This is a genomic window from Pseudomonas glycinae, assembly GCF_001594225.2.
Lineage (GTDB): Bacteria > Pseudomonadota > Gammaproteobacteria > Pseudomonadales > Pseudomonadaceae > Aquipseudomonas > Aquipseudomonas glycinae.
This window is the reverse complement of the sequence record NZ_CP014205.2, coordinates 6,057,290-6,070,311: the sequence shown is the minus strand read 5'-3', so window position 1 is coordinate 6,070,311 and position 13,022 is coordinate 6,057,290. Positions and strand designations below refer to the sequence as shown.

Genomic DNA, 13,022 nt, shown 5'->3' with positions numbered 1-13,022 from the left:
GTGCATAGGGCGACATCCCCCAGCATTGGGGATTGTGGGGCGGGCGCTGCGCAAAAAACTGTGGGAGCTGGCTTGCCAGCGATGGCGTCGTGTCAGTCACTACTTTGGGCACTGGAAGTCCGCTATCGCTGGCAAGTCGAATCGTCGCACCGCAGCTCCCACAGGGTTTTGTGGTTATCCGGGTGGCTTGTGGGGCACCCGCATCCGGGCAAACACCCAACCGTGGGCTATAACCCTATAGGGACGTATCGGGAAGTCGCCGCCATGAACATGCAGTCAAAAACGCTACCGGTCGAGGAGGGCAGCCAGCGGCTGAACTCGCGCAAGCAGCCGTTTAACCTGTTGCGCTGGTTTTCATTGATCAGCATGGCGGTGATCGGCACCGTGGCGGTGGCGCTCGGGGCGGTGTCGACACGGTTCGTGATCGAAGAAAGCGTGCAGCGCGATGCCCTGCTGACCGCGCAGTTCATTCAGGCGATTGCGTCGGCGGAAGTGCGCCATGTCTCGATCCCCAATATCCGCACCATGGGCGAGTTGCTCGACCCTCGTCAGGACAACGATTTTCCCGATGTCGACCCGCAGGCCCGGGCCAGCGCCAGAGGTGAGTTTCTTGATCACATCGAGCATTTGCCGGATGTGATCCTCGCCAACATTTATGCGCCGGACCGTACCGTGATCTGGTCGACCAACCCGGCGCTGGTCAACACCCGCATTCATGCCGACGAAGACCTCGACCGGGCGTTCGATCAGAGGATCCCGGTGTCGGCGAGTTACCACAACGTAGACAAGGGCCGTGAAGAACAGAAGTTCGTGGTGCCGCCGGAATACATCTTCATTGAAAACTACATTCCACTGTTCGACGCCGAGGGCAAGAACGTCACGGCGATGGTCGAGATCTATAAGGAGCCCAAGGACCTGATCGCCCGCATGGAGCGCGGTCTGGCGCTGATCTGGCTGGCCACCGCGCTGGGCGGCGGGCTGATTTACCTGGGGTTGTACTGGATCGTGCGTCGGGCGGCGATTCTGCTGGCAGCCCAGCAGAAACAACTGATCGCCAACGAAACCTTTGTCGCGCTGGGCGAGATGTCTTCGGCGGTGGCCCACAGTCTGCGCAACCCGCTGGCGACCATTCGCTCGAGCGCCGAGCTGGCCCTGGAATTCGATGCGGGGCCGGCGCAGAAGAACGTCAAGGACATCATCGGCCAGGTCGATCGCATGTCGAAGTGGGTGCGCGAACTGCTGCAATCGCTGCGACCGCTCAATGACGACCCGGAACCGGTGAACCTGGTGGCGGCGCTGCACGACAGCCTGATGGCGTTCGAGCAGCAGATTGCCAAGGCTGGCGTGCACGTGGTGTTTCAACCTCAGCAGACGCCGATGGTGCTGAGCCATCCGGTGCAGCTCACACAAATCCTCAACAGCCTGCTGGCCAACGCGCTGGAAGCGATGGACAAGGGCGGCACACTGACCATCACCCTCGAACCGAGCGACAGCCGTGGCGTGAGCGTCATGCTCAGCGATACCGGCAAAGGCATGAGCGAAGAGCAGCGCAGCATGGCGTTCCGGCCGTTCTTCACCACCAAACAGGGCGGCCTCGGGGTGGGGCTGGTGCTGGTCAAACGGATCATGGAGCGCTTCGGCGGAGGCGTAAGCCTCGACAGCCGGGAAGGCAAGGGCACCACCGTTCGTCTGGCGTTTCAACTCATTCAGTAAATTGGGGTGAACTTCTCCCCAGCAGTGGGTGTCAGGCCCCAGTCACCGGGGAGTGGGGCATGCAACAGCGCTCGCAAGCCCCTGTAACAACTGGAAATGATTTTTTGGCGAGTTAATTGCAAAACACCATCACCCCTTCCTTAGATGAGGCGGCTGATGATGGACAGAGCAATGCGTGACCCCAAAAAGCTGTTCCTGTTGACGCCACTGAGCGTCTTCTTGATGTTGGCCCTTGGCCAGATGACCGGGGTGCGAGCGAGCCCGATCGACGACGAGAATCAGCCGGAAGCGTCCGACCCGTCGGCCTATTACGACGAGCCCGAAGACCGCGCTGGCGCGCTCAATGCAATCCTGACGATGCCCGAGGCCAACTTAGACTCCTTCGATCTGCCTGACGGGGTCAAAGGCACGCGCAATACGACGCGCATGGAAAACATCCTGCCGCCCACCGTCCAGACCAGTTTCAATTACCCCACCAACGGCAAGCCGAGCCCGCTGTACGGTGCCCAGCCGTTCACTCAGCAACTGGTGCTGTTCGAAGAGTTCGGTCCGGAAAAACTCGACCCGACCACACCGGCTGCGCCGTTGAGTTTCCCGCCGGCCGCCATCGGCCCGGCGCCGGCGCAAGACCCGAACAACATCGCCCGCAGCGCGCCTCCCGGCACGGCGCTGGATGCGTTTTTGCGTCAACCGGGGCTCACGCCATTTCCGAGCCAGTATGCCAACACGGTTGACCGCAACCCTTGGCAGGCGCAGATCGAACTGTTTCTCAACCGTCACATCGGTTCCTCCGCCGAAGGCCGGCCACCGGGAAAAGGCTGGGCTCATCAGCGCTGGAACGAGTTTTACCCGCAAGTCGCTTACAAGACCGTGCAGACCGGCGCGCGGCTGAACGGTGGTCTGCGTGACAGTCGGCAGATGCACGGTTACGCCGTCGGCGAGTTCGGCCCCGGCGGCCTGTACCACAACGTCGCGGGCGTGCCGGCGACCGATGGCACGGCCAAGGGTGTCGACCCACGGTTCCACCCGGCGATGCCGGTGCAGGATCACAACTCGGTGTGGACCTTCGACGGCACGCTGCCGCCGAAACTGTTGATGGTGCGCTACGGCCAACCGGTGCTGATGCGGCATTACAACGGCTTGCCGATCGATCCGTCGGCCAACCGTGGTTTCGGTCTGCACACCATCACCACCCATGAGCACAACGGCCATGCGCCAGCAGAAAGCGACGGTTATGCCAACGCGTTCTTCTTCCCCGGCCAGTTTTACGACTATCGCTGGCCGATCCAGCTCGCCGGTTACGACAGCATCAACACCAAGGCCGAAGATCCGCGCGCCGCGTTTCCCTGCGCACCGGGGGAAACCCTGTGGGTCAACGACCTGCAACCTGCGAAAAAGACCTGCGACCACGGCACCATCAAGATTCGTGGCGACTGGCGCGAAACCATGAGCACCCACTGGTTCCACGACCACATGCTCGATTTCACCGCGCAGAACGTCTACAAGGGCAACGCGGCGATGATGAACTACTACAGCGCCTTGGACCGTGGCAACGAATCGGTGAACGACGGCGTCAACCTGCGTTTCCCCAGCGGCAGCGCCTTGCCGTGGGGCAACCGCGACTACGACGTCAATCTGGTGTTCGCCGACAAGGCCTGGGATCAGCAGGGCCAGTTGTGGTTCAACCCGTTCAACACCGACGGCTTCATCGGCGATCAGGTGCTGGTCAACTGGCAATGGAAACCGACCCTCGACGTGCGGGCGCGCAGTTATCGCTTCCGCCTCCTCAATGGTTCGGTGTCGCGCTACTTCAAGCTCGCCCTGGTGCGTGAAGTCAAAGGCACCAGTGGTGAGTTCCAGGGACCGAGAAACTCCGGTGTGTCCTACAGCCGCGTGCCGTTCCACATGATCGCCAACGACGGCAACATCATGGAACACAGCGTACCGTTCGACGGCACGATGGACCTGGATGCCGACGGCGACAAGCAGAACCACAACGCGATTCTGCCGACCCAGGGCATCGCCGAGCGGTTCGACATCATCGTCAACTTCGCGAAAAACGGCATCAAGCCGGGCGACAAGCTGTTCTTCGTCAACCTGCAAGCCCAGGACGACGGCAAGGGCCCGAAAGAAGTGATCCCGCTGGCCGACGTGCTGTCGGAGAAATACCTGGCAGTCATCAAACAGACCAGCAAGGGTCCGCAATGGGATCGGGGTGACCCGGTGGTAGGCAAGGTCCTGCAACTCAACGTCAAGGCTTATACCGGCCAGGATCTGTCGATGAACCCGGCGGCCTACGAACCGGCCAAACCGGGCAAGGCGGAAGGCCTGGTGATGATTCCGCTGAAGATCCACCGCGACAACGCTGCCGACAAGGCGTTGCTGGCCAAGGCGCTGCACCGGACCTTCACCTTCGGTCGCGCCGACGGCACCGATGAAGCGCCGTGGACGATCAAGACCGATAGCGGTTTCGGCTTCCACATGGACCCACGCCGGTTGAATGCCTCGACCAAACTGGCCAGCGGCCCGACCGACGCCGGAGTCAGCGGCATCGGCACCCTGGAAGTGTGGAACATCAAGGCCGGCGGCACGGGCTGGAGCCATCCGGTACACGTGCACTTCGAGGAGGGGATCATCCTCAGCCGTGGCGGCAAGGCCCCGCCTGAATGGGAAAAATGGGCGCGCAAGGACGTCTACCGGATCGGTTCGGAGGCCGACGGGCTGGACAACGTCGAGATGGCGATCAACTTCCGCGAGTTTGCCGGGACCTACATGGAGCACTGTCACAACACCCAGCATGAGGACAACTCGATGCTGCTGCGTTGGGACCTCGAGAAACCCGGGCAACTGCAGTTGATGCCGACACCGTTGCCGAGCTGGGATGGCGTGCGCTACGTCAACTCCGCTGCGCTGCCAACCTTCCGCACTGGCGACGGCTTCGGCCCGCAAGTGACCGTGAAACCATGAAAAGGGAGGGAGCCGACATGACCCAGCCAACGCCGCGCTCCCGCGCCCTGGGCATGCACCTGATTCTGGTGCTGGTCACCTGCCTGCTCGGCAGCCAGGTGCTCATCGCCCATCAGGCGCAGCCCGAAGGCGCCAGTGAATCCGCCACCCCGTGGGGTGGCGACTATTTCCCCAACACCCTGCTGACCGACCAGGACGGTCGACAGGTGCGCTTTTTCGATGACCTGATCAAAGACAAGGTGGTGGTGATCAACTTCATCTTCACCTCGTGCAGCGACTCCTGCCCACTGGAAACCGCGCGCCTGCGCCAGGTGCAGAAACTGCTTGGGGACCGAGTCGGGAAAGACATCTTTTTCTACTCGATCACCATCGACCCGTTGAGCGACACCCCCGCAGTGCTCAAGGCCTATGCGCAACGCTTCAAGGTCGGCCCCGGCTGGAAATTCCTCACCGGCGAGTTCGAAGACGTCACCGAGCTGCGCAAGAAGCTCGGGCTGTTCATCGAAGGCGTCGACAACGGGCGCACCAAGGACCACAACCTGAGCCTGATCGTCGGCAACCAGAGCACCGGGCGCTGGATGAAAGCCTCGCCGTTCGAAAACCCATGGATCCTCGCCGACCAACTGGCCAACACGCTGCAAAACTGGAAACAGGCCAGCACCGAAGAAAGCTACGCCGACGCCCCGCAGATCCGGCCGCCGAGCAATGGCGAAGAACTGTTCCGCACCCGCTGCGCTTCGTGCCACAGCCTCGGCCCGCAGGATGGCGAAGGCATCGGCATGCGCAACATCGGCCCGGACCTGATCGGCGTGACCCGTCAGCGCGACGCGGCCTGGCTCAATCGCTGGATCCGCGAACCGGATCGTGTGCTGGCGGAGAAAGACCCGATCGCACTGCAACTGTATGAGCAATACGAGCGTATTCCGATGCCCAATCTGCGCCTGGACGAGGCCTCGGCGCAGTCGATCATCGACTTTCTGAGTGCCGAAACCGAGCGTCAGCATCCGTCCGTGCAGCCCTTGGCCGACGGGGCATTGACGCCAGTAAAACCGGCTTCTGCCAGCGAAACGGTGAGTCGTATGCAGTAGCGGCTAAATAGCATCATTGAACCGTGTGTCACGGTCATTGCCACCTACACTCATTCGAGAAGGCGGCTGTAACGGGCTCGACACAAAAAAGCCAGGGCAATCCCATGCAGCAACTGGAAGAACAAAAAACAGCAGCGCCGAACATAGCGTTGGCAGCCATCAAGAGTTGGGGCGGGCAGTTCAATCTGCTGCGCTGGTTCTCGCTGGCCAGTTTTTTCATCATCGCGGCCGTGGCGCTGGGGCTGGGGTATATCTCCACGCGCTTCGTGGTCACCGAAAGCGTGGAGCGCGATGCGCTGCTCACCGCGCAATTCGTGCAGGCCATCGGCGATGCGGAAATGCGCCATGCCAACATCACGCCGCAACGGACCATGGGCGAGATGCTCGACTCGCGCCAGGACGGGAACTACCCCGACGTCGATCCGCTGTCCCATGCAATGGCCCGTGCCGAGTTTCTCGATCATGTCGAACATTTGCCGGATGTTCTGCTGGCCACGGTGTACGCCCTGGACCGCACGGTCATCTGGTCGACCAACCCCGAACTGATCAACGTCAAGTTTGAAGACGACGACGAGCTGGATGAGTCGTTCGAGATGAAAGTCCCGGTGTCTTCCAGTTATCACAAGATCGACGATGAAAAACCCGAGCAGCGGCTTTCTCGCGAACCCAAATACCTGTTCATCGAAAACTACATTCCGATGTTCAACGCCGACAAAAGCAAAGTGGTCGCCATGGTCGAGATCTACAAGGAACCGGCGGATCTGGTCGACCGTATCGACCGAGGGTTCGCCTCGATCTGGGCTGCGACGATCCTCGGCGGCGCGGCGATTTACCTCGGGTTGTTCTGGATCGTACGGCGCGCCTCGACGCTGCTGCAAAGCCAGCAGCAGCAACTGATCAGCAATGAAACCTTTGTCGCTCTGGGCGAGATGTCTTCGGCGGTGGCCCACAGCCTGCGCAACCCGCTGGCGACCATTCGTTCCAGCGCCGAACTGGCCCAGGAAATCGCCAGCCCCGGCGCACAGCGCAACATCGGCGACATCATCAGCCAGGTCGACCGCATGTCGCGCTGGGTTCGCGAACTGCTGGTGTCGTTGCGCCCGATGAGTGACGACGGCGAGGCGGTGGACCTGCTGGCGGCGGTCGAGGACACCCTGGGGGCGTTTGATGCGTTGATCCGGCGCAATGGCGTCGAAGTGCGATTCGCACCACAAGATTGCCCGCCGGTGGTCAGTCAACAGGTGCTGCTCACGCAAATTCTCAATAGCCTGTTTGCCAATGCCCTGGAAGCGATGCCCAGAGGCGGCGTACTCAGTGTCGAGATTGAAACGGCGCAGACCGGTCAGGTGCGCATGACCCTGAGCGACACTGGCAAAGGCATGAGCGCGCAGCAGCAACAACTGGTGTTCAAACCGTTTTTCACCACCAAGCAGGGCGGCCTCGGGGTCGGCCTGGCGCTGGTCAAGCGAATCATGGAGCGGTTTCAGGGTTCGGTCATGCTGACCAGCCGCGAGCAGGAAGGAACCCGCGTCAGTCTCAACTTTAGAGTGGCATCGGGAGGGGAATATGGAACACAGCATTCTGCTGGTCGAGGATGACGAACTGCTGGCCGAGAATATTCAGACCTACCTGGAGCGCAAGGACTTCGAGGTGACGGTCTGCCACTCGGCCGAGGACGCGCTGGGGCAACTGGAAAGCTTCATGCCGGACATCGTCCTGACCGACAACTCGCTGCCGGGCATGAGCGGTCACGATCTGATCCAGAAGCTGCGCATCAGCGCGCCGGACCTGAAAGTGATCATGATGACCGGTTACGGCAACGTCGAAGACGCGGTGGTCGCGATGAAGGAGGGCGCCTTTCATTACGTCACCAAACCGGTCGCGCTGCCGGAACTCAAACTGCTGCTGGACAAGGCCCTGGCCACCGAACGGATGGAGCGCACGCTGTCGTTCTATCAGGAGCGTGAGGCGCAGAAATCCGGAGTACAGGCGCTGATCGGCGAATCGGCGCCGATGCTGCATTTGAAGAACACCATCGGTCAGTTGCTCGAAGCCGAGCGGCGCATGACCAACGGCGATCTGCCGCCGGTGCTGGTGGAGGGCGAAACCGGTACCGGCAAGGAGCTGGTTGCCCGTGCGCTGCATTTCGACGGTGCGCGCAGCAAAGGCCCGTTCATTGAATTCAACTGCGCGTCGATTCCGGCCAACCTGGTGGAGTCGGAGCTGTTCGGTCACGAGAAAGGCGCGTTCACCGATGCCAAGGACCGCCGGGTCGGGCTGGTGGAAGCCGCAGATGGCGGCACGCTGTTTCTCGATGAAATCGGTGAAATGGATCTGGTGCTCCAGGCCAAGCTGCTGAAATTGCTGGAGGATCGCACCATTCGCCGGGTCGGCTCGGTGAAGGAGCGCAAGGTCAACCTGCGGGTGATCAGCGCCACCAATTGCAACCTTGAACAGATGGTCCAGCAGGGCAAGTTCCGCCGCGATCTGTTTTTCCGGCTGCGGATCATCTCGATCAAGGTGCCGCGTCTGTACGCCCGTGGCGAAGACATCCTGCTGCTGGCCCGGCACTTCCTCGCCAGTCACGGCAAGCGCTATGGCAAACCGAACCTGCATTTCAGCGATCAGGCCGAAGAACTGCTGCTCAGTTACACCTGGCCGGGTAACGTGCGCGAGCTGCGCAACATGCTCGAACAAACCGTGCTGCTGGCGCCAAACGACACCATCGCCGCTCATCAACTGAACGTGTGCATGAGCCTGTGCGATGAGCTGCCACCGCAGCATCAGCACGAGGTGCAGCACCCGCACTTCGAACCGCGTCCGGCGAGCAACACCGAATCGATGAACCTGCCGGAAGTCGAGCGCGACATGGTGCGCAAGATGCTCGACAAGACCGACTGGAACGTCACCAAATCGGCGCGCCTGCTGGGCCTGAGCCGCGACATGCTGCGCTACCGCATCGAAAAGCTCGGCCTGGCGCGGCCGGACAAGCGTCAGTGGTAAACGGCGGTGCTGCGTGGATTCGGCGAGCCGAGGCATTCCAGCACGCACGTCGGGTCCAGCACCTCGTCGTTGACGTAAATGCCGCGCTCGGCATCGTAGGTGCGGATAAACACCCGCACCGTCGCATCGGCCACGGTCGGCAGTTGCGAGTCCTGGAAAACACGGCGATCCGGGATGACGATGAAATCCTGCGGCGGCGTGTCATCGAACGGCCGGGGCGGCTGGGCCGACAGCGACGGTGGAGCAGGGTGGGCAAAGGGCTGGTCCGCCCCGTAGTAGTTGAAATTGCTGTCCAGCGCCTGCGCCTGGGCGGCGGCGAGCAGACAGGCGGACAACAGCAGTCGATTGAACATTCCCATGGCAGCACCTGTGGAAGCGGATTTCCCCAAGGTTGTTAACTATAGCTGCCCGTGGTGCACGGCGTTGTTGCAGGCGTGGTCGGCTTACAAGTTCGCAACAACCTGTTGCGCGAGGCTGAACTAGACTCGGGCCGCTCAATGGTGAGCATCGCCCGGAGTGCGCCATGGAAGTGCCGAACAATAAAAACGCCGTCGAGAGCAATCGACAGGCGTGGAATGATTCCGCCCGTCATCACCAGGACTCCCCCGAGTGGCAGGCCTTGCTGACCGAAGTTGCGCAGGCCGATTTTTCCTGCCTCGACGACACCCTTCGCGGCTTGCTCGAGCAGGTCGGTGTCGATGGCAAAGACGTTGTGCAGTTGTGTTGCAACAACGGTCGCGAAAGCCTTTCGCTGTTTGCCCTCGGCGCACGGAGCGTGGTCGGCATCGATCAGTCGAGCGCGTTTCTCGAACAGGCCCGCGAACTGAACAAGCGTTCGCCGCATAACGCCGAGTTCATCGAAGCCGATATTCATCATTTGCCCGAATCGCTGCGCGCCCGTTTCGACGTTGCGCTGATCACCATCGGCGTCTTTGGCTGGATGCCTGACATCGGCGAGTTCTTTCGCCACGTCGCCTCGACCCTCAAACCGGGCGGACAACTGGTGATCTACGAGACCCACCCGTTCCTGGAAATGGTCGACCCCGAGGCCGAAGACCCGTTTCGCCTCGCCAGCTCGTATTTCCGCGAAGAACCGTTCGTGCAGGAAGAACCGATCGTCTACGTCGGCAAGGTCGAACAGCCGGCGGCGAAGTCTTACTGGTTCGCGCACACCCTCGGCGCGATCTTCACCGCCGCCCTCGAGGCCGGCCTGACCATCACGCACTTCAAGGAATACCCGCACTCAAACCGGGAAGAAGCCTATGACCAGTACCAGAACCGCGAGGCGCAGATGCCGATGTGTTTTACGTGGGTGGGGGTGAAGTCCTGACCTGACAATTGAGGTGCGGCGACTGGCCCTATCGTCGGATCGCCGCCCGGGGCAAGCCCGCTCCCACAGGGATCTACGGCAATCACGTATTTTGTGGTCGACATAAATCCTGTGGGAGCGGGCTTGCCCGCGATGGCGGCTGCAAAGCCGCCACAAATTTCAAGCCTGCGCAGCCGCCGTCACCACCGGCCGTCCCGGCTTGCGCAGCGGATCGAGGCGTGAGCCTTCGTAGCGGGTTTCACGGAAGAACCGCCATTTGCCGAACAGGCAATAGACGTGGGTGACGCGGCCCTGTTCGTGATAGCCCATGCGGATGTGCAGTTTCAGCGCCGGGATGTTGTGGGTTTCGCAGACGTCCACCACTTTGTTGCAGCCCTGGGCGGCCATGGCTTCCCAGAGGGCGACCTGAACGTCCACCGACAGGCTGCTGCCGAAGTAGGCGCGGGTCATTTCGCCGCCGAACTCGAAGAACTCGCCGGGTTTGACCGGGAAGGTGCAGCCGTAATAGTGGCGGTCGTGGTAGTCACGACTGCTGCCCCAGATGAACCCGACCGCATGGCCGTCGGCGTCCAGGTACATGTGCCCGGTGTGGCCTTCGTCGGCCAGTTCGGCCATGGTCTGCACCCGGTCACCGAAGTGCCTGGCGAACGCGCCGGCATTCTCGGCGGTGATGTCGACTTTGCGCAGACCGTCGTAGGGGCGCAGCTTGTGCGGCGGTACCGGGCTGACCAGGTCGCGCTCCATCCACAACAGTTCCCAATGGAAGAACACGTAGCGTTTCCACAACGTGCCGAAGGTGCGGCCCAGGCCTTTTTGCTTGATACGTTCACGCAGCTTTTCAATGACGTTCATGATGCCCTCCGAGGCCGGAGCCCGGGTGTTGTGGATGACGCTTTTGTGGGTATAGATCAGCCCTGCAAGTTCATGTCAAAGCGCCAGCTTTGAATGTATTGCAAGTTGTGTAACGGTTCAGAGTGCCTCGGCACCGCGTAGAAATTCCTTGTTCAGATCGGCATAGGAAACCCGTGGAACCCCCGCCAGCTGCAGCTCTAGCACGCGGCTCAGGGACTCTCCGGGTTGCAGATAAGCGTCACCGAAATCCGCCCCGAGCTGGTTCGGATGGGCGACGATTTCCAGCACGCCGTCGGTCGGCGCAGCAGCGTTGCGCAGGTCCACCGGGGTGCAGACGTAATCGGCAGTGACCCCGGCCAGTCCCTGCAAACGACGGTTGAGCAGGCCCTTGAACACGCGTTTGGGCAGGCTGAGGTTTTGCCCCAGGTTGCGCGCCAGGCGCACGGGCACGCCTTGGTGGGCAGCGAAGCGCGCGACGATCTCGCCGATCGGCCAGATGTTGTGCACGTGCTGATGCGAATCGAGGTGGCTGGGACGCACGCCATGATCGACGCAGCGCTGCCACTGCGCCTGCAATTCTTCCTGCACCGCCTCGCGGTCTTCGCGGCCCAGCCACAGGCTGTGGCGAGGCAGGTTGAGGTCGAACACGCCGTGGCTGTCGCAGAAGGTGCGACGCTGGAGAATGGCCCGGCTCAAGGGCCGACCGTAGGTCAGGTTGAAGTGCAGGCCGATCCGGCCTTCCAGCAACGGCAGCCGGGCCATGGCGCAGGCTGCTTCGAACGCCGGCATGTTGGCCATCGCCGTGGCGGAACTGATGACCCCGGCCTGGAACGCGCCGAGGATCACCGCGTTTTCGTTCGGACTGAGGCCGAAATCGTCAGCGTTGACTATGACTTGGCGAGGCATGTTCGCCCTCCTTGGTGGGGTTGATCACAGGTGTCGCAATGACCGCCGCTCTGGCCGCCGCACGCTTCGCCCGCCATTGTTGCAACCCAGGCTTGAGCCGGTGCCAGACGCGCAGCCCGAACCCCAGCAGCAGCCCGCTCGGGCGCCAGGAGTAGAAGCTCCAGCGCCAGTGTTCCAGTTGCCCGGTCATGCGTTCGTGCAGTTGATGGCTGGAGTTTTCCAGGCTGACCCGCGAGGCATCGATCCAGCGCCAGTTGTCGTCCAGCCCCCAGCGAATCCATTCCTCCAGCAGCACCCGGCCGCTGCCCAGATCGGCGTACTGCGGCAGGAAGGCGAGGTTGTAATCGTAGAGCCGGCCCTGCTCGAGCAGGCCGAGCCGATAGCTGATGCAACGCCCGTCCAGTTCCAGCATCACCACGCGCACCCGATCCGAAGCGGCGAGGGCGGTGAAAGCGTTTTCCATGCAACGGCGGCTGCGCTCGCTGGCAAAGATCCCGACGCCTTCGTCACCTTTCCAACTCACCGCTTCGACTTCGCTGATGACCTGCAGCAACGGGCCCATGCTGGTCGCGTCGGGCGTGATCCGCCGGACTTCGGCGCCGCACGCGGCAATACGCTTGCGCGCCCGGCGCAGTTTGTAGCGCGGGTCGCCCGAGACTTCCTGGCGGTCGGCGTCGCTGATCAGGTGCACCGGCACCCGGCAGCTCAAGCGACGTTCGCCGGTGGAGCTGTGGGTCATCCATTCGCTGAGCACGCTTTCGGCGCCGACCGGCTCGGCGATTTCGTTGAGTTGCAGCAGGGCGTGGGGCACTCGCTGGCGAATCAGCCGCAGGGCTTGGCGCATATCGTCGGCGTTCAGCTGTGATAACAACGCCAGGCGATCAGCCAGCGGATAACCCAGGTGATGCACCACCCGAAACGGCACACCGAAAAACCGTTCACGGCTCGCCACCAGTGGCAGGCACAGGCACAATTCGTCCGCTTCCCAACCCAGCAATACATGCAGTCGCTCGTGCGCATCGAGCGCCTGCTCTGCCGCACACAGCCAGTCGAGGCTGTTGAACGGCGTGTGATCCGTCACCCGCAGGCGCAGCGCTTCATAGGCCGCCGCCGGGAAGTCAGGTGCGCACAACGAGGTGCGCCATTCGAATCGCGCCATAGGC

10 protein-coding genes are annotated in these 13,022 nt (G+C 62.1%); 6 read left to right on the top strand and 4 right to left on the bottom strand.

The window, feature by feature from the left end; genetic code table 11:
- Positions 1–264: 264 nt before the first annotated feature.
- The 5 genes from AWU82_RS27765 (at position 265) to AWU82_RS27745 (ending at position 8,771) form a co-directional block, all read left to right on the top strand.
- A complete protein-coding gene (locus AWU82_RS27765) occupies positions 265–1,713 on the top strand; it encodes a sensor histidine kinase (protein WP_064378920.1) in 1,449 nt (482 codons plus the stop codon).
- 159 nt (positions 1,714–1,872) lie between these two features.
- The gene (locus AWU82_RS27760; protein ID WP_064384031.1) at positions 1,873–4,680 is read left to right on the top strand and encodes a multicopper oxidase domain-containing protein; all 2,808 of its coding nucleotides are present in this window, start codon (positions 1,873–1,875) and stop codon (positions 4,678–4,680) included.
- Positions 4,681–4,697: 17 nt separating this feature from the next.
- Complete coding sequence (locus tag AWU82_RS27755; RefSeq protein WP_223290665.1) at positions 4,698–5,768, top strand: SCO family protein; 1,071 nt, start codon at positions 4,698–4,700, stop codon at positions 5,766–5,768.
- 104 nt (positions 5,769–5,872) lie between these two features.
- Positions 5,873–7,366 (top strand): sensor histidine kinase, encoded by a 1,494-nt coding sequence (locus AWU82_RS27750; protein ID WP_064378922.1) that lies wholly within the window; start codon positions 5,873–5,875, stop codon positions 7,364–7,366.
- Positions 7,335–8,771 (top strand): sigma-54-dependent transcriptional regulator, encoded by a 1,437-nt coding sequence (locus tag AWU82_RS27745; RefSeq protein ID WP_064378923.1) that lies wholly within the window; start codon positions 7,335–7,337, stop codon positions 8,769–8,771. The genes AWU82_RS27750 and AWU82_RS27745 overlap by 32 nt, the downstream gene beginning before the upstream one ends.
- On the opposite strand, the gene AWU82_RS27740 is transcribed toward AWU82_RS27745, so the two are convergent.
- Positions 8,762–9,130 carry a hypothetical protein gene (locus AWU82_RS27740; protein ID WP_064378924.1) on the bottom strand — a complete coding sequence of 123 codons (369 nt, stop codon included), beginning with the start codon at positions 9,128–9,130 and terminating at the stop codon, positions 8,762–8,764. The genes AWU82_RS27745 and AWU82_RS27740 overlap by 10 nt on opposite strands.
- Positions 9,131–9,294: 164 nt before the next feature.
- Here AWU82_RS27740 and AWU82_RS27735 point away from each other — a divergent pair, with 164 nt between their 5' ends.
- Complete coding sequence (locus AWU82_RS27735; protein ID WP_064378925.1) at positions 9,295–10,101, top strand: class I SAM-dependent methyltransferase; 807 nt, start codon at positions 9,295–9,297, stop codon at positions 10,099–10,101.
- A gap of 159 nt (positions 10,102–10,260) precedes the next feature.
- On the opposite strand, the gene AWU82_RS27730 is transcribed toward AWU82_RS27735, so the two are convergent.
- The 3 genes from AWU82_RS27730 to AWU82_RS27720 form a co-directional block, all read right to left on the bottom strand.
- Complete coding sequence (locus AWU82_RS27730; protein ID WP_064378926.1) at positions 10,261–10,953, bottom strand: GNAT family N-acetyltransferase; 693 nt, start codon at positions 10,951–10,953, stop codon at positions 10,261–10,263.
- A 117-nt stretch (positions 10,954–11,070) separates the two neighbouring features.
- Complete coding sequence (locus AWU82_RS27725) at positions 11,071–11,859, bottom strand: ChbG/HpnK family deacetylase (RefSeq protein WP_064378927.1); 789 nt, start codon at positions 11,857–11,859, stop codon at positions 11,071–11,073.
- A complete protein-coding gene (locus AWU82_RS27720) occupies positions 11,831–13,018 on the bottom strand; it encodes a GNAT family N-acetyltransferase (protein ID WP_064378928.1) in 1,188 nt (395 codons plus the stop codon). The genes AWU82_RS27725 and AWU82_RS27720 overlap by 29 nt, the downstream gene beginning before the upstream one ends.
- Positions 13,019–13,022 lie beyond the last annotated feature (4 nt).